This is a genomic window from Subtercola sp. RTI3 (assembly GCF_035018625.1).
GTDB lineage: Bacteria > Actinomycetota > Actinomycetes > Actinomycetales > Microbacteriaceae > Subtercola > Subtercola vilae.
Genome location: NZ_JASJXO010000004.1, coordinates 1 through 16592 on the forward strand (window position 1 = coordinate 1; position 16592 = coordinate 16592).

Genomic DNA, 16592 nt, shown 5'->3' on the forward strand with positions numbered 1-16592 from the left:
AGATGTGTATAAGAGACAGCCGCTCACCCCCCTTCAGATCTTTCTCCGCGGTGTGCTGATTCTGGTCGCCGCCATGCTCTTCGCGTTTGCGGCCAACCTCATGGTTCTCAGCCACATTCAGCATGCCGTCTCGCAGCAGCAGGCCATGAACGAACTGAGGGTGTCGCTGGCGGCCGGTACCGCACCGGTCAGCGAGGCCACCTTCGACAACAGCCTTGTTGCTGACGCGACGCCGCTGGGCATCATCGATATTCCCTCGATCGGAGTGCACGAGGTCTTCAGCGAAGGCACCTCGGCCTCGGTGCTCGAAGGTGGCCCAGGCCACCGGCGTGACTCCGTGCTGCCCGGTCAGGCGGGAATCAGTACCGTGATGGCCCGCGCCGCGGCCTACGGCGGCCCGTTCTCGCGGATTCAAGAGCTGGCTCCGGGCGACCGGATGACCGTGCTCACCGGTCAGGGTTCGCAGACCTTTGCCGTGATCGGCGTTCGCTACGCCGGCGACCCGGTGCCCACCTACGCCCCGGGTACCAGTCGGCTGACGCTTGTGACGGCACGAGGGCCGGCCTTCATTCCCACAGCGATCGCCTATGTCGACACCCAGCTGACCAGCCTGGTGCAGCCCGCCGGCAAACGACAGACCACCTTCATCGCTCTACCGTCTGCCGAGCTGGCCATGTCGACCGACACATCAACCGCCTGGGCGCTCGTGTTCGCCCTGCAGTTTCTGCTCGTGGTCGAGATGGCGGCGGTGTGGGCATACCGCCGAATCGGTGCGCAGAAGACCTGGGTGGTATTCGTTCCGCTGTCGCTGCTCGCCGCGCTGTACGTGGCCAACCAGATGACACTGCTGCTGCCCAACCTGCTGTGACCACCGCGGGCCCACCCCGAAATGCCCCACCTCGCCGAACCGTAGAGAATCGACTGCCATGACCTCCCTGCCACCAAACGACATCACCGAGGTGCTGCCACCGCAGAGCCGGCGCAGCATGCGTGCTGCATCGGAGGCCGGGCAGCCATCGCTTGCCGCCCTCGAAGCGCGCAACATCTCTGCGTGGTTCGGCGACCACCAAGTGCTTGATCGGGTCTCGCTCACCATGCCCGCCGGCGTCATCACGTCGCTCATCGGCCCCTCCGGTTGCGGCAAGTCGACATTCCTGCGCATTCTGAACCGCATGCACGAGCTTGTGCCCTCGGCCAGCCTCGCCGGTGAAGTGCTCATCGACGGTAGTGACATCTACAACGCCGATCGAAAGTTGGTCGACGCTCGCAAGAGCATCGGCATGGTCTTTCAAAAGCCCAACCCGTTTCCGGCCATGTCGATCTACGACAACGTTCTGGCCGGGCTCAAACTCACCGGCACGCGTGCGTCGAAAGACGAACGCGACTTCCTGGTCGAGAACTGCCTCACCAAGGCGGGGCTCTGGAGGGAAGTGAACGACCGTCTCCGTTCGCCTGGTGGCGGACTGTCGGGTGGTCAACAGCAACGCCTGTGTATCGCACGTTCGCTGGCTGTGACGCCCGCCGTGCTGCTGATGGACGAGCCGTGCTCGGCACTCGATCCCACCTCGACGCGCGTGATCGAAGAGACCATGCTCGAGCTGGTGAACGACGTGACGATCGTGATCGTGACGCACAACATGCAGCAGGCGCAGCGGGTGTCGACGCAGTGTGCGTTCTTCCTCGCGGCGCAGGGGCAACCGGGGGGCATCGTCGAACACGGCGACACCGACGCGATGTTCTCCGACCCGATCGACTCGCGCACATACGACTACGTGAACGGCGTGTTCGGCTGACCCCGATCAGGCGAGCTGCTGGCGAGGAATCACGACCTGCTTGACGATGATCAGAATCGCAGCGGTGACCGGCACGGCCACCAGTGCCCCGAGTACCCCGAGCAGGGTTCCTCCGACAAGGGCCCCGATGACGACGAGGATGCCCGGAACATCCACAGCCCGGCTCATCACCTTCGGGCTGAAGTAATATGCCTCGACCTGCATATAGACCAGGAAGTAGATGCCGACGGCGAGAGCGGCCCACGGCGAGGCGGAGAGCGCGATGAGGGTGATGAGCACCGCGCTGATGATCGTGCCGATGAGCGGGATGAGCGCGAGCAGAAACGCGATCACCGCCAGCACACCGGCGAACGGTACCCCGATGATGCTCATCGCGATGAAGCCGAGCACTCCGTTCGATGCCGCGAGGATCACCTGGCCGATGGTGTACTTGCCCACCGACGAGATGATCTGCTCGGAGATGGTGATGACGCCACCGCGGCGGGAGGCCGGCACCATGAGGTAGAGCGCGTTCTTCGAGGCGTCGAGCGAACCGAGGAAGAAGAGCGAGAGAATCACGATGGTGATGGTTCCGAACACGCCGCCGATGACCGTGCTGCCCACCTTCACCAGGCCGCCGCCGAGGGTGAGCAGGTTCTGCGGATCGCTCAGAAAGGTTCCGAGCGAGGCCGAGATGGCTTTCAGGTCGATGACGCCGCCGAGTGAGGCATTCAGCGACACGAACCACGACTGCCCGGCGAGATCGGAGACCGACGTGGGCAGCGACGAGATGAGCGAGGCGCCCTCGGTGATGGCCACGGGCACGATGAGAAAGAGCATACCCACCAGCACAACGACGAAGCCCGCGAAGACGATGCTGATCGCCCAGATGCGTTTCAGACCCCGACGCTCGATGAGGCGCACGATGGGGTCGAGGCCGAGCCCGATGAACAGCGCCGCGGCGAGGTAGACGAGAACCGTCGCGATCGACGACACAGCCAGCCCCAGCACCAGGGCGATCAGACCGCCGAGTGTCGCCAGAAAACCCGCTCTGAACGCGTTCGATTTCACCGTGCATCCCCACCCCTCAGTCGAAGGAGCCTTCGACTGGTGCTGAGCCTAACGAATGCGCGCCGGTAAGTTGGTGCCATGAGTGCTCCCGTCGTGTCTGCGCGTTCGGCCGTTTCTGTGCAACTTCCCGTCACGTCGTGGGGCGACCCCCGCTCAGAGCGCCGAATTCTGCTCGTGCACGGTCTCACCTCGGCCGGGGCGGTGTGGTGGCAGGTCGCCAGCCTGCTCGCCGCCGAGGGGTTCTTCGTAGAAGCTCCAGACCTCCGCGGCCATGGGCTCGCACCGCGCACTCTCAGCTACACGCTGCCCGAATTCAGCGCCGACCTGCTGCGGTTGGCTGCTCCGGATGCCCGCCCCTACACCCTCGTCATCGGGCACTCGCTCGGCGGCGCCATCACGGGTCACACGCTCGCAGGCCACCCCGAGTGGGCCGTTGCAGCACTGCTGCTCGACCCGCTCTTCGCCGCGGCTGACGACGCGGTTCCGGGCATCGCCCACGAGATGGCGTCGGCTCTGCTCTCGGGCACTGTCGCCGACCATCTGGCCGAGAACCCCCGCTGGCACGCCGAAGACGCCCACCAGAAACTCATCGCGGCCCGCGCCATCAGCCCGTTCGTCGTCGAGCACTCCCTGCTCGACAATGTGCCGTGGAACGTCGGTGCGGTCGTCGCCAACACGACCCGGCGCATGCGGATTCTCGGCGCAGACCCGGCAATCGAACCTCCGGTGTTCTCCGAGGCCGAAGGCCTGTCACTCGCGACGGCCAACCCAGCGATCACGTTCGCCGTGGTCGAGGGCGCCGCACACTCCATTCAGCGCGACGACCCCGCCCGCGTGGTGAGCGAGGCTCTCGCCCTCATCGCCGCCACCTCCTGACCCTTCCCCGCTGAGTCGCCGGCGGGCGGTGCCCGCTAGAATCGTGCTGAGTGACACGGGGTGCCCCACACAGCGGGCTGAGATGAGACCCGTTGAACCTGATCTAGTTAGCACTAGCGAAGGGATGTCGCGAATGACCATTCGCCTGGCACCAGAAACGACCGCAGAAACGACCGCAGCGACGACCGCGCACGACATCGTCGAACGATCCATAGCGCTTCTCGACCGGGTGCGCGCGCAACCGCCGCTCGTGCAGTGCATCACCAACAGCGTGGTGGTGAACTTCACCGCAAACGTGCTGCTTGCCGTCGGGGCATCGGCCGCCATGGTCGACATCCCGGCAGAGGCCGGGCCGTTCGCCGCGGTGGCCTCCGGCCTGCTCATCAACCTTGGAACCCCGCACGCCGAACAGCGTGAAGCCATGCTCGAGGCGGCTCTGTCGGCCCTCGCGCACGGCACATCCTGGGTGCTCGACCCCGTCGCCATCGGGTCGCTGCCGGTGCGCACCGCGCTCGCCGCCGAGCTTGTTGCGCACCGGCCGACCCTCGTGCGCGGCAACCCCTCCGAGATCATTGCGCTTGCGGGCGGCGGCGCGGGTGGGCGGGGCGTCGACTCCACCGACACGGGTGACGATGCTCTGGATGCCGCACAGCACCTCGCGCGCACCTTCGGTTCGGTCGTGGCCATCTCCGGCCCCATCGACATCGTCACCGACGGCACTCGAACCCTGCGTCTGGCGAACGGAGACGCGTTGCTCACCCGCGTCACCGGTGGCGGGTGCGCGCTCGGCGCCGTCATGGCGGCGTTCCTCGGCGCGGCCGCCGACACGGCAAGTACCGATGCGGCCAGTACCGACGCGGCCGCCTCCGCAGGAAGCGCCGACGCGTTCGACGCGACGGTCGCGGCGATCACCGCGTACACGGTTGCGGCCGAGATCGCGGCGGAACGGGCATCCGGGCCCGGCTCGTTTGCGGCCGAATTCGTCGACGCTCTGGCGAAGCTGACCGGCGACCAGCTGCGCGAACGCTTCGTGCTCGCGTGACCGCTCTGAGTTCGGCTCCGCGCGGCTTCGACCCCGCGGTCTACTTCGTGACCGACACCGCGCTGTGTGGCGACCGGGGCGTCGTCGAGACCGTTCGGCAGGCCGTGCTCGGCGGGGTGCACACCGTTCAGGTGCGCGCGAAGAATGAGTCGGCCGCTGAGGCGTTCGAGCTGTTGGTTGCGGTGGGGCAGGTCTGCCAGGGGCATGCCACCGTGCTGATGAACGATCGAGTCGACGTGTATCTGGCGGCGAAGGCCGCGGGTGCGTGGGTTCAGGGGGTGCACGTGGGCCAGGGCGACCTGCCGGTGCGGTGGGTTCGCGAGCTGGTGGGCTCCGAGGCGATCGTGGGCCTGACGGCGAACACGGCGGCGCACTTCGACGCCATCGGCGCCCTGACGCCCGGCACCGTGAGCTACGCGGGCGTGGGGGTCATTCGCCCGACGAGCACGAAAGCCGATCATCCAGAACCCCTGGGAATCGACGGTTTCGCGGGCTTCGCTCTGGCCAGCTCAGTGCCGTGCGTTGCCATCGGGGGAGTGCGGCGGGATGACCTGCCGGCCATCCGTCAGGCCGGAGGCGTCGGCGCCGCGGTGGTCTCCCTTCTGTGCCTCGCCGCCGACCCTCGGCGCGAGGCCGAACTGCTCGTCGCCGCGTGGAACTCGCCCACCGCCGATACCACTGCCCCCGTCGCCCGCCGGGTCGGCGAGCGCGACGATGAGTAGCCCCACCGACCGCCCAGCCCCCTTCGCCCGAGCCGTGCCACGAGTGCTGAGCATCGCGGGCACCGACCCCACCGGTGGGGCGGGCATCCAGGCCGATCTGAAGAGCATCGCGGCGAACGGCGGCTACGGCATGGCCGTCGTGACCGCGCTCGTGGCCCAGAACACGCACGGGGTGCGTTCGGTGCACACGCCGCCGCCCGAGTTTCTGCGTGAACAGCTCGACGCGGTGAGCGACGACGTTGTCATCGACGCCGTCAAGATCGGAATGCTCGGGGAGGCCGTCACCGTGGCTGTCGTGCGAGGCTGGCTCGACACGGTGCGGCCGCCGATCGTGGTGCTCGACCCCGTGATGGTGTCGACGAGTGGTCACCGTCTGCTCGCCGCCGACGCCGAAGACGCCGTACGGCGTCTCGTGCCGTTCGCCGACCTCGTGACGCCCAACCTGCCTGAGCTTGCCGTGCTTGTCGGCGCACCCCTGGCACCCGACTGGGCCACGGCGCTCGAGCAGGCCCGGCGCCTGTCGGCCGACACCGGAGCGATCGTGCTCGCCAAAGGCGGCCACCTCGAGGGAGCCCTGAGCCCCGACGCCCTGGTCGACGCCTCGGGCAGGGTCGCCGCTGGGCTCTTCGAATCAACCGGTGAGAGGGTCGCCACGGTGAACACTCACGGCACCGGATGCTCGCTGTCGTCTGCGCTCGCAACCCGCCAGGCTCAGACCCTCGACTGGGTCCGCTCGCTGACGCTCTCGAAGCACTGGCTGCTCGACAGCCTTCGGCACGCCGACGCCCTCGAGGTGGGAACCGGCCGGGGCCCGATCAGCCACTTGCACGCGCTGTGGTCGGTCGCTGCGCAGAACTCGCCCGCACCGCCCGACCAGAAAGCGCCGCGGCCGCTCTGGTGACGGAGGCCGAGCGGTACCTCGGCGTCTGCAACTGATCTGCGCCGTATGCACAGCATGTCGCGCTCGTCAAGTGTCAAACCGATTCCGGTCGTCGGCTGAGACCCTTGGTATCGTCAAGTGTTGCCCAAGACCCTGGCAGCGATTCGCTGATCACAGGGGTAATTCATGAGCATTCACGACGCAGTAGCCGACGATCCACCTGTCTCCGGGCTGTCGTTCGCCGCCGACCTTCTGCGGCGTGTGGCGCAGGGTGATCACGACGCATTCGGTGATTTCTACGACGTCATGTCGGCCCGCGTGCACGGCATCGTGTGTGCCGGTATCGATGACAAACTTCTCGCTGAAGAACTGACAGGTGAGATCTTCCTCGAGTTCTGGCGAAGCGCACCGGCCCGTATCTCGGCCGCCGAGCCGCTGCGGTCGGTGCTGCTGTTCGCGCACCGCAGCGTCGAAGAGCGCCGGGCCTTGCTTCCTGGTGCATCCGCTTCGGTCGCCGGGCGGCACTCGTCGAGGCCGTAGCCACCAAAACGACCTGATATTCTGCTCGCATGGGCACTCTCACCTACGGTCCGGCGGCGAAGCCCATCTCGATCGACGATCGTGACCTTGCGCACCTGCAGGCCGTCATTCTCACCAAGCTGCGCCGGGGCGAAAGTTTCTCGTTCACCTGGGAACGCTCCTCCGACCTCAGCAGCGGTCACAACACGCTCTGGATGCACCCGCACATGTTCGTCGAATTCAGCTACTACGGTTCGAAGCGAATACCGCTGAACCGGGCCTGGATCGAGGCCATGATGAACCGCGCCAACAGCGCCGGCGGACTCGAACTCATCGCCGAGAAGCTGGCGCAGGCTCCGGCCTGACCCGAACGGCCGGGGCCTGGCCTGACGGTCTGGGTCGGAGCCCGCCGGGGCCCGGCCCGTTCAGTCCAGGTCGATGGTCTCGATGTCGAGTTCATGGTTCGACGCGACAAGTGGCGGGTTCTCGGCCAGTTCGGCGGTCTTTCGCGCGAGCGTCTCGATGAGCTCCGCGTCGTCGAGATCGACCGTACTGTCGGCCGCACTGACAGCAGCGCTGTCGGGTGAGGTGCAGTACAACTGCGTGGTCGGCCCGAGCAGCAGGTTTGAGAAGCCCCTCTCGCCGTCGACCAGCACGGGAACCGTGATGCGCTCGGTGCGCCCCGCATTCGCGAGTGCCACCGTGTAGTCGAACACGGCCGAGCACACGGCGAAGCTCACGGTGATGACGCCGGCGCCGTAATGTAGCTGTCTCATATTCCGAGTGAATCAGACAGGCCGACACTGACCTAGCCAGAATGTGACAGTTGGCGAAGCGGGGGTTCGGGAGGTATAAAGGGTCGGCCGTGCACGGCGCAGGCCGACCCGTCAGGGCACCAGCACGATTCGTTCACCCGAACTCTGGCTGCGCTCGCCCCATACCGCCTCGACGTCACGAAGCGGCCGGGTCACGGCATCGATCACAAAACTGCCCCGGCTGAGCTCTTCGACGAGAGCCGGCAGGCTGGCGAGGATGCCGGCGGTGCTCGCCGAGCCCTGCCCGCTGCCCAGAAAATGCACGTTGGCCTGACGCAGGGCGGCCGACGGCAGCGCAATGTCGGGGCCCGCAACCGATCCGATCTCGATCCAGGAGAGAAGGCGGCCACGGTCGCGTCGCGCTTGCAGAAGCGCGGGCAGCGCCAGCTCGGTCGGCGGCCCCCAGAGGTAGTCGAGCACCACGTCGACCTCGGCCGCTCGCGCGGCGTAGTCGGCGGCGACCTGCTCGAGGGGGCCTGCCAGGTCGATGGTTCTGTCAGCGCCGAGTGCCCTCAACAGATCGAGCCGCGCTTGGCCTCGTCCGGCCACGACGATCTCGCCGGCGCCGAGATGCTTCGCCACCTGCACGGCCAGCTGGCCGGCCGAGCCGGTGGCACCCATGATCAGCACCGACTCGCCGGTGGTGAACGAGAGGCGGTCGCGAAGAGCGATCCACGATGACATGGCGGGGTTCATCGCCGCCGCGAGTACGACCGGGTCAGAACTCGCGGGCAGGGTGACCAGGCGGCGGGCATCCACCACCGTCTGCTCTGCGAGAGCCCCCAAGTTCGTGTCGGGGAGAACGAAGTACACCAGCGTACCGTCGGCGCGGCGGCCGACGCCGTCGATGCCGGGGATGAGCGGCAGAGTGTCGGTCGAGGTGTAGTGCGAGCCCGCGGCCTGCGAACGCACGCGGGGGTGCAGGCCCGACGCCAGCACCTCGACCACCTCCTCGTGTTCGCCGAGCGTTATGGGGTCGGCGAACACTTCGTAGCGGGGCGCGGTGGCCCAGTCTCTGACAACGGCGGCGTGCATGGCGCCCTCCTTCGATTTAGTTGGTGTCGCCAATCATATACTTGGTGACACCAACTAAATCAACTATCATCGGAACATGCCCAGCGAACCCAGCGAAACGAGATCCGGCGTCGGCGAGACACCCCTGGTGGTCGACGCCTTGGTGCAACTCAGTTTCGCCGTTCAGCTCGTTCTCACGCGGGTCGCGTCGGTGCACGACCTCTCGGTCACCCAGCTGCGGCTGCTCGGAATTCTTCGCGACCGCACCCCGAGCATGGCGGCCATCGCCGACGTACTCGAACTCGACCGCTCGTCGGTCTCCGGCCTCATCGACCGGGCCGAGCGCAGAGGCCTCGTCGTGCGACGGGGTTCGCCGACGGATGCCAGGGTCACCCTCGTCGAGCTGACCGCTGCTGCGCATACCCTCGCAGCCGAGCTCGTCGAAGAGGTCTCGTTGGGCCTCGACGCGCTGCTGCGACCGTCGTCAGAGGCCGATCGTGCTGCCCTCGTGCGCCTCGCAGCCACGCTGTTCGCGGCCGTCGGCCCGGGGGCGTAGGCGGCGCGGCGGTCAGGCAGCGCTCGGGCTACGCCTCGTTCAGGCGCGTGTGCAGCGCTGTGAGCGACTGCTGTGCGGTGCGACGGGCTTCTTTGTCGTGGTCGCGCAGCATCACTTCGAGGGTACCGATGCTCGAGGCGTCGCCGATCGTCACCAGCGCACGGGCAGCGGCTTGGCGCACCCGGGACTGCTCGTCGGTCGTCAGCCGGGCAAGCTCCTTCGGTGTGCCGAGACCGTGGGCGGCACACACCTTCGCGCACATCTCGCGCACGCGCCACGACTGGTTGGCGAGATTCGCGATGACGACGGGCGTCGCAGCATCGTTCCAGATGTAGAGCAGAGCACGGGCTCCCCACAGCTCGGGCCAGTACAGGGCCGGAGCCCCGCCCAGAATGCCCTCGGCGTGCGCGCCGCCGACAACCCGCAAGAAGTCTTCACCCTCGTAACCGCCGGCGAGCAGCGCGGCGGCCCGGCGCGCAACAGTGTCGGCTCCGTCGAGTTCGACGGCGGCGTCGAGGCGTGCCTCGAGCGAGTCGGTGGGGGATACGTGTGATGCGTGGTTGTCTGCCATGAGTGACTCAAGGGTACCGTGTGCTCGGCATGCTGGTGCTGGTGCTGGTGCTGGTGCTGGTGCTGGTGCTGGTGCTGGTGCTGTCTCTTATACACATCTAAAAAAAGGGGGGGGGGGGGGGGGGGGGGGGGGGGGGGGGGGGGGGGGGGGGGGGGGGGGGGGGGGGGGGGGGGGGGGGGGGGGCGCCCCCCCCCCCCCCCCCCCCCCCCCCCGCTCTCACCGGGTCATGCGGGCTCGTACGCAACCGCCACATCGAGTACCCACACCACGCCGAAGCTGTCTTTCAGCATTCCGTAGGCAGGGGAGAAGAACGACGGCGCCAGATCTTCGATGACGGTCGACCCTGCCGAGAGCCGGCCCCAGAGTTCGATGATCTGCTCTGCCGAGGTGCCGCGCACCGACACGAAGAGCGACTTGTCGCCCTGCTCGTACGACACGCTCGCGGGAACGTCGTAGGCCATGATCTGAAAGCCGCTGTCGCCCACGACCTGGCCGAACTTGACCTGCTGGGCCTCGGCGGGCGTCTGGGTGCTGTGGGCCTGTTCGTTCGTCAGAACGACCAACTGGCCGCCGAAGACCGAGTGGTAGAACTCGAGCGCCGCACGAGCGTTGCCCCGAAAGTTGAGGTGAGGGGTGGTGGTGATCGTCATGGTTGCTCCTGCTGGGTGGTGCCGGGCTTGTCCCGACTGCGTCTACTCTCGCGCCAGTGCAGGACAGGTTCGGGCCTCTATTCGAATTAGCATGAGACCCATGATTTCGACGACCTCACGCCTGCTGCTGGTGCTCTCGCTGTTGCAGACGGGTCGCGACTGGCCGGGTCAGCTGTTGGCCGACCGGCTCGAGGTCAGCCAGCGAACCGTTCGCCGCGACGTCGATCGGTTGCGCGAGATGGGGTACCGCGTGCGCGCCACCAAGGGCCCCGGCGCAGGCTACCGACTCGAGGCGGGCAGCGAACTGCCGCCGTTGCTGTTCGATGACGAACAGGCTGTGGCGCTCGCGGTGGGGTTGCAGTCGGCGATCGTGGCGGGCGCCGGCGTGGGGGAGGCCGCGGTTCGTGCGCTGGCAACGGTGCGCCAGGTGATGCCGTCGCGGCTGCGGCACCGACTCGACGCGCTGCAGTTCACGGCGGTTCCCGAGCGGTCGACGGGGGTCGCGGCCGGCGCGGCGGCGACCACGGCGGCGGGCAGAAGCACCGGGGGAGGAGGCGGTCGCGAGACGGTGTCACCCTATGTGCTTGTGGCGCTGTCGCTGGCGATTCGAGCCCGTGAGGTGCTGCGCTTCGACTATGCGGAGGCGTCTGGGTCTTTGTATGAGCCTGGGTCTGCGTCTGTGTCTGAGTCTGAGTCTGAGTCTGGGTCTGGGTCTGCGTCTGTGCCTGAGCCGAGCGAGCAGCCCGTGCCTCGCGGGCCGCGCCGTGTCGAGCCGCACCACCTCGTCACCTCGCGGGCACGCTGGTACCTCGTGGCGTGGGATCTGGAGAAGGCCGACTGGCGCATCTTTCGCGTCGACCGCGTCGAGCCGAGGAGTGCCCCGGGGCCGCGGTTCTCTCGGCGCGAGTTGCCGGGAGGTGCCAGCGTGCAGGCGTTCGTGGCGGCGCGCTTCGCAGGGTCAGAGCAGGGTGGGGGCTGGCCGTGCGTGGCAACGGTCATCCTGAACCTGCCCGCCCGTGAGGTGCTGCCCTTCGCAGAGGGAGAGGCTGTCGAAGACCTCGGCCCCCATCGGTGCAGCCTGGTCGCCGGCTCGTGGTCGTGGGTGGCGCTCGCGGCGTCTCTGGGCCGGTTCGACACCGACATCGAGCTGGTGGGGCCGCCCGAATTGGCGGCCGCGTTCGGGGTGCTCGCCGCCCGCTATGCGGCCACAGCTGCGGCTGCGACCACTGAGCGGAGTCGGTCGGTGCCGGCCGTGATCGAACCTTAGAACAGGAGTTTCGGGGTGATGGTTGCCGTACGCACGCTGCCCAGCGAATCTCCTGTTCTCGTACGCTTCTGAGCGCGTATGATCAGGGAATTCAGTTCTGAATGGGAGGCCTGATGGCGTCGATCACCGCTTTCGGAGGCGCGTTCGTGCGCGCCCACGACCCCGAGGCCCTGTACGGCTGGTACGAGAAGCACCTCGGCCTCGGCCGGTCGGGTGGCTACTTCGCGTTTCCCGCCAGCGAGCAGCGCACCCAGGTGGTGTTCGCGCTGTTCGGCGCCGACGATGAGTACTTTCCGCGGTCGCAGAACGTGATGATCAACCTGCAGGTCGATGATCTCGATGCCATGCTAGACAGACTGGCCGAGCTCGGTGTCGAGGTCGACAACCACCGCGAGAGCTTCGACTTCGGCAGATTCGGCTGGTTCACCGACCCGGAGGGCAACCGCGTCGAGCTGTGGCAGCCCGCCGCTCACACGGAGCCCACCGCTGTCGGCGAGAGCTGAGACGATAGGGGCATGACGTCTCAGGTCTTTCAGCCGCGGGGGTTCTCGCACATCCGTCTCACGGTGACCGACATCGGCCGCAGCAAGGCCTTCTACGAGAGCCTGTTCGGCACTCCACCCGGCAACGATTTCAGCGACCAGATCGACGACCCGAGCATCCATGACGACCCCGCGCGTCTGTATGGCGGCTGCTCATTCACGTTCGCCGGCCAAATCATGGGGCTCCGCCCGGTGGCGCCGAAGGATGACCGGTTCAACCCGAACCGGGTGGGGCTCGATCATCTGAGCTTTGCCGTGGCGACGGTCGCCGAGCTGCACGCCGCGGCCGAACGGTTGACTGCCGCCGGGGTCGTTCACGGCGAGGTCACGCCGCTGCCCGACTTCAACCTTGTCATTGTGTCGTTGCAAGACCCCGACGACATCAATCTCGAGCTGGCGGCCCCGCTCGGCAGTTGACGCGCCAACGCGGGAGAGACTGATCTCGCGCCATGTTGTTCGCGTATCTTTAATATTTTATAAAAGATAAATGTGCTAGCGTAAACCCCACGCGACGACGCGGCAGTCACAGATGCGATGGAGGATCTTTGTGAACGAAACAGCAGGAACTACGACGGGTGTGATCGATCCTGAGGGAGCGACCGTCACCGTTTCGACGCCGAAGGAGATTCGACGCGTTCTCGTCTCGAGCTTCGTCGGGGCCCTCATCGAGTGGTACGACTTCTACGTCTTCGGCATTGCCTCGGCGATCGTGTTTCCGCTCGTCTTCTTTCCGGAGGTGGCCCCGGGCGTCGGCACGCTCGCCTCCTTCGCCACGCTTGCGGTGGGCTTCTTCGCCCGCCCCATCGGGGGAGCGATCTGGGGGCACTTCGGTGACCGAATCGGTCGCAAACGGATGCTCGTACTCTCGATCATCCTGATGGGAATCGGCACCACGATCATCGGCCTCCTCCCCACCTATGCCCAGATCGGCATGGGCGCACCGATCATCCTTGTCGTGCTGCGCTTTCTGCAGGGCATCGCAGCCGGCGGCGAGTGGGGCGGTGCCGTGCTGATCGCCATGGAGCACTCGCCGAAGCGGCGGGGGTTCTCGAGTAGTTTTCCCCAGATGGGGCTGACCGGGGGCATCCTGCTCGCGACGGGGGTGTTCGCGCTGGTGGCACTGCTGCCCAAAGACGAACTCCTCAGGTGGGGCTGGCGGCTGCCGTTCCTGTTCTCGGCAGTGCTGGTGATCGTCGGCCTGTGGATTCGTCTCGGCATCCACGAGAGCCCCATCTTTCTGGCGGCACAGAAGGCAGCGGTCACGGCGACTGTGAAACAGAAGGCACCGATTCTGGAGGTGCTGCGCCGCCCCAAGGCGCTGATCATCTCGATCTGTCTGGTTGTCGGGCCGTTCGCCATCAGCTCGGTGTATTCGACGTTCGCCGCCGCATACGGCCTGCAGGTGGGGTTCACCGCCTCGGAGATGTCGAATGTTGTGCTGTTCACGGCGGCCATCGGCTTTCTGGGCCAACCGATCTTCGGCACGCTCTCTGACTACTGGGGCCGAAAGCTCGTGGTCACGATCGGGCTCGTGATTCAGGCGGTGAGCGTGTTCTTCATGCTCGACCAACTGAACGCGCACGACCTCGGCGGCGTCTATGTGACCATGGGTCTCATCGGCATCGGCCACTCCATCTGCTACAGCCCGATGGCCGCGTGGCTCGGCGAGCTCTTCCCGACGCACCTGCGTTACACGGGTGCCTCGCTCGGCTACCAGATCGCCGGGTCGGTCGGCGGCCTCACCCCGCTCATCTGCGCGGCTCTGTTGCTCGCAGCGGGAGGCCCGCCGAACACCATCTACGTTGCGCTCTTCAGCGTGCTGGTGAATGTGATCGCCCTCGTGGCTGTCTTCTTCGCCAAAGAGACCTACAAAGACGTGCTCTAGAAAGGAAAGTCATGACCATCACAGAGACCACTCCCGCCGCGGTCACCTCGCCGCGCAAGCTCGGTGTTATCGACGTCGATTTTCACCCGATGCCGACGCCGACCGACAAACAGGTCGCCGAACACCTGCCGCAGAAGTGGCGTGACTACATCAGCCGCTACGGCCTCGGCGGTTTCGGCGGGGGAGTGTCGCCCGCCCAACGCGAGTTCACCCACCGGCTCGACGCCATCGACGAGAACGGCCGGGTGGGCGTCGACCCGCAGCTCGCGGTCGAGCAGGTCGTCGACATGTTCGACATGTCGGCCGTCGTGCTCACCTGCCCGCAGGCGTACATCATCACCAACGGCGGCGTGAACATGCCGCACGACATGGCGATCTCGCTCTACAGCGCGTACAACGATGCTCTCGCCTACACGTGGTGCGGCGCGGATGACCGCTTCAGGGCATCCATCTCTATCGCCCGCGACCTGCCGGGCGCCGTCGAAGAGATCGAGCGCTGCAAGGAGGGCCCGAACGGCGACAAGTTCGTTCAGGTGCTGATGTCGCCGGCGGGTGCCGACCCGATCGGAAAGCGCCGCTACTGGCCCATCTTCGAGGCCTGCGAGCGGTACAACATTCCGTTGGGCTTTCACGTGCCAGGAATGGGCCGCCAGCCCACGGGCGCCGGCCGCCAGAACTTCTACTCGGAGATGCACGCCGCGTTCGCCGTGCTGCCGCTCGCCATGGTGCCGAGCTTCGTCTTCGAGGGTGTCTTCGACCACTTTCCGAAGCTGAAGATCGCCGCGCTCGAACTCGGCTGGGACTGGGTGGTGCCCTACAGCTGGCGACTGGATGCCACGTACTCGAAGTTGCGCGACGAGGTGAGCCACCTGGCGCGAAAGCCCTCCGAGTACCTCAAGGAGCACTTCTGGTTCAGTACGCAGCCCCTCGAAGAGCCCGAGCATCCGGAACAGACCGAAGGGGTCTACCAGATGTTCGAGGAGGCCGGTTTTGCCGACCGCTTGATGTTCTCCTCTGACTACCCGCACTGGGATTTCGACTCACCGTACGAGTCGGTGCCCGAGAGCTTTCCCGAAGACCGCCGCCGCCGCATCCTGGGCGAGAACGCGTCGAAGCTCTACGGCCTGCCGCTGCTGCCAGACAGCGGGCTGCCCTCTCCGACGGAGTTCTGATGTCGCTGCTCTCCTCTTTCACTGACGCGCAGACCGACCGCCGCCTTCAGACGATCCGCAACTACACCGATGCCCGGGCGTCGGCGGCGAAGCGGCTGCCCAAGGCCATCTTCGACTACGTCGACGGCGGGGCCGAAGACGAAGTGACGCTGGGTCGCAACACAAAGGCGTTCTCCGACCTCTCGTTCGCTCCTCGCGGGGCGACGTGGGTGGCGGAGCCCGACCTCCGCACCCGCGTGCTCGGCTGTGACCTCTCGCTGCCGGTGATGACCGCGCCGTGCGGTGGCATGCGCCTGGTGCATCCCGAGGGCGATCTCGGAATCGCGCGGGCAGCCAGCCGTGCGGGCACCGTTCACGTGGCGACCTCGGCCTCGGGCTATTCGCTCGAAGAGATCGCCCAGACGCCTGGTCAGCAGTGGTTTCAGGCGTACCGGTTCTCGAACGAAGACGCGATGCAGTCGCTGGTGCGGCGGGCACAGACCGCCGGGTTCGGCGCCCTCGTCGCCACGATCGACACCGCGGTGGCCGGCAACCGCGAGAAAGACTTTCGCAACGGGTTCAGTTACAACATGCGCATCAACCTCGCCAACATCGCGCGCATGGCACCCCGCATGAGCACTCGACCCGGTTGGGTGTACCGGTTCATGCGCGACGGCATGCCGTTCGAGCTGCCCAACACCGCCGATCTCACAAGCGACGGCAAACCGATGGAGCTCACCGAGATGACGCGCACCGGCAAAGACTCGCACTCGCCCTCGTGGCAAGACATTCGCTGGATGCGTTCGAACTGGGACGGGCCGCTCGTCATCAAGGGCATTCTCACCGTGGCCGACGCCCGAAAGGCCGCCAGTCTCGGCGCCGACGGCATAATCGTGTCGAACCACGGCGGCCGCCAGCTCGACGGCGCCCCGGCCACGATGAACGTGCTCACGCGCATCGCCGACGCGGTGGGCGGCGACGTCGAGATTCTGCTCGACAGCGGCGTTCGGCGCGGCAGTGATGTCATCAAGGCCCTCTCGCTGGGCGCGAAAGCCGTGCTCGTGGGCCGTTATCCGGCCTACGGCTTGGCCGCGGGCGGCGAGGCCGGGGTCTCGCACGTGCTCGAGATTCTGCGCGCAGAGATGATTCGTACGATGCGGCTGCTCGGCTGCACCTCGGTGGGTGCACTGGATGCGTCGTGGTTGAACACCGAGGCGGCGGCTGCAGAGTTGCCCGACCTTCTGACCCGAAAGTGAGCT

General features: G+C 66.7%; 20 protein-coding genes and 1 riboswitch. Of the genes, 15 read left to right on the forward strand and 5 right to left on the reverse strand.

Annotated elements, in window-relative coordinates:
- Positions 1–868 (forward strand): sortase (locus QN358_RS02655; protein ID WP_323511503.1); only part of this gene is annotated, 868 nt, incomplete at its 5' end.
- A gap of 118 nt (positions 869–986) precedes the next feature.
- A complete protein-coding gene (locus QN358_RS02660) occupies positions 987–1793 on the forward strand; it encodes a phosphate ABC transporter ATP-binding protein (protein WP_201799265.1) in 807 nt (268 codons plus the stop codon).
- A 6-nt stretch (positions 1794–1799) separates the two neighbouring features.
- Here QN358_RS02660 and QN358_RS02665 read toward each other — a convergent pair whose 3' ends face one another.
- The gene (locus tag QN358_RS02665) at positions 1800–2843 is read right to left on the reverse strand and encodes an AI-2E family transporter (RefSeq protein WP_323511504.1); all 1044 of its coding nucleotides are present in this window, start codon (positions 2841–2843) and stop codon (positions 1800–1802) included.
- Between the two features lie 78 nt (positions 2844–2921).
- On the opposite strand from QN358_RS02665, the gene QN358_RS02670 reads away from it, so the two are divergent.
- The 6 genes from QN358_RS02670 (at position 2922) to QN358_RS02695 (ending at position 7247) form a co-directional block, all read left to right on the forward strand.
- Positions 2922–3719, forward strand: a complete 798-nt coding sequence (locus tag QN358_RS02670; RefSeq protein ID WP_323511505.1) for an alpha/beta hydrolase — start codon at positions 2922–2924, stop codon at positions 3717–3719.
- Between the two features lie 46 nt (positions 3720–3765).
- A riboswitch (TPP riboswitch) is annotated at positions 3766–3861 on the forward strand.
- Positions 3853–4761: a hydroxyethylthiazole kinase gene (gene thiM / locus QN358_RS02675; protein WP_323511506.1), complete on the forward strand. Its 909-nt coding sequence runs from the start codon at positions 3853–3855 to the stop codon at positions 4759–4761. It overlaps the preceding riboswitch by 9 nt.
- Positions 4758–5483: a thiamine phosphate synthase gene (gene thiE / locus QN358_RS02680; protein ID WP_323511507.1), complete on the forward strand. Its 726-nt coding sequence runs from the start codon at positions 4758–4760 to the stop codon at positions 5481–5483. Before thiM ends, thiE begins: the two co-directional genes overlap by 4 nt.
- On the forward strand, positions 5476–6384 hold the full coding sequence (gene thiD, locus QN358_RS02685) for a bifunctional hydroxymethylpyrimidine kinase/phosphomethylpyrimidine kinase (protein ID WP_323511508.1): 909 nt from the start codon (positions 5476–5478) through the stop codon (positions 6382–6384). The genes thiE and thiD overlap by 8 nt, the downstream gene beginning before the upstream one ends.
- A gap of 165 nt (positions 6385–6549) precedes the next feature.
- Entirely contained in the window at positions 6550–6903 is a 354-nt protein-coding gene (locus tag QN358_RS02690; protein ID WP_136641869.1) for a hypothetical protein, read from the forward strand.
- 29 nt (positions 6904–6932) lie between these two features.
- A complete protein-coding gene (locus QN358_RS02695; protein WP_136641868.1) occupies positions 6933–7247 on the forward strand; it encodes an ATP-dependent DNA ligase in 315 nt (104 codons plus the stop codon).
- 60 nt (positions 7248–7307) lie between these two features.
- Here the strand turns inward: QN358_RS02695 and QN358_RS02700 are convergent, their stop codons facing one another.
- Together QN358_RS02700 and QN358_RS02705 are read right to left on the reverse strand one after the other, a co-directional pair.
- Positions 7308–7658, reverse strand: a complete 351-nt coding sequence (locus tag QN358_RS02700; RefSeq protein WP_136641867.1) for a hypothetical protein — start codon at positions 7656–7658, stop codon at positions 7308–7310.
- 111 nt (positions 7659–7769) lie between these two features.
- On the reverse strand, positions 7770–8732 hold the full coding sequence (locus QN358_RS02705) for a zinc-binding alcohol dehydrogenase family protein (protein WP_323511509.1): 963 nt from the start codon (positions 8730–8732) through the stop codon (positions 7770–7772).
- Between the two features lie 76 nt (positions 8733–8808).
- Between QN358_RS02705 and QN358_RS02710 the strand changes: the two genes are divergently transcribed.
- Positions 8809–9267: a MarR family winged helix-turn-helix transcriptional regulator gene (locus tag QN358_RS02710; protein ID WP_323511510.1), complete on the forward strand. Its 459-nt coding sequence runs from the start codon at positions 8809–8811 to the stop codon at positions 9265–9267.
- Positions 9268–9295: 28 nt separating this feature from the next.
- Here QN358_RS02710 and QN358_RS02715 read toward each other — a convergent pair whose 3' ends face one another.
- Together QN358_RS02715 and QN358_RS02720 are read right to left on the reverse strand one after the other, a co-directional pair.
- Entirely contained in the window at positions 9296–9838 is a 543-nt protein-coding gene (locus QN358_RS02715) for a HEAT repeat domain-containing protein (RefSeq protein WP_323511511.1), read from the reverse strand.
- 224 nt (positions 9839–10062) lie between these two features.
- A complete protein-coding gene (locus QN358_RS02720) occupies positions 10063–10488 on the reverse strand; it encodes a VOC family protein (protein WP_323511512.1) in 426 nt (141 codons plus the stop codon).
- Positions 10489–10588: 100 nt separating this feature from the next.
- On the opposite strand from QN358_RS02720, the gene QN358_RS02725 reads away from it, so the two are divergent.
- The 6 genes from QN358_RS02725 (at position 10589) to QN358_RS02750 (ending at position 16589) form a co-directional block, all read left to right on the forward strand.
- Entirely contained in the window at positions 10589–11755 is a 1167-nt protein-coding gene (locus tag QN358_RS02725) for a helix-turn-helix transcriptional regulator (protein ID WP_323511513.1), read from the forward strand.
- Positions 11756–11868: 113 nt separating this feature from the next.
- Positions 11869–12258 carry a VOC family protein gene (locus tag QN358_RS02730; protein WP_323511514.1) on the forward strand — a complete coding sequence of 130 codons (390 nt, stop codon included), beginning with the start codon at positions 11869–11871 and terminating at the stop codon, positions 12256–12258.
- 12 nt (positions 12259–12270) lie between these two features.
- Positions 12271–12714: a VOC family protein gene (locus QN358_RS02735; protein ID WP_323511515.1), complete on the forward strand. Its 444-nt coding sequence runs from the start codon at positions 12271–12273 to the stop codon at positions 12712–12714.
- 130 nt (positions 12715–12844) lie between these two features.
- Positions 12845–14182: an MFS transporter gene (locus tag QN358_RS02740; RefSeq protein ID WP_323511516.1), complete on the forward strand. Its 1338-nt coding sequence runs from the start codon at positions 12845–12847 to the stop codon at positions 14180–14182.
- Positions 14183–14193: 11 nt separating this feature from the next.
- Positions 14194–15354, forward strand: coding sequence for an amidohydrolase family protein (locus tag QN358_RS02745; RefSeq protein WP_323511517.1), 1161 nt, complete (start codon positions 14194–14196; stop codon positions 15352–15354).
- Entirely contained in the window at positions 15354–16589 is a 1236-nt protein-coding gene (locus tag QN358_RS02750; protein WP_323511518.1) for an alpha-hydroxy acid oxidase, read from the forward strand. Before QN358_RS02745 ends, QN358_RS02750 begins: the two co-directional genes overlap by 1 nt.
- Positions 16590–16592 lie beyond the last annotated feature (3 nt).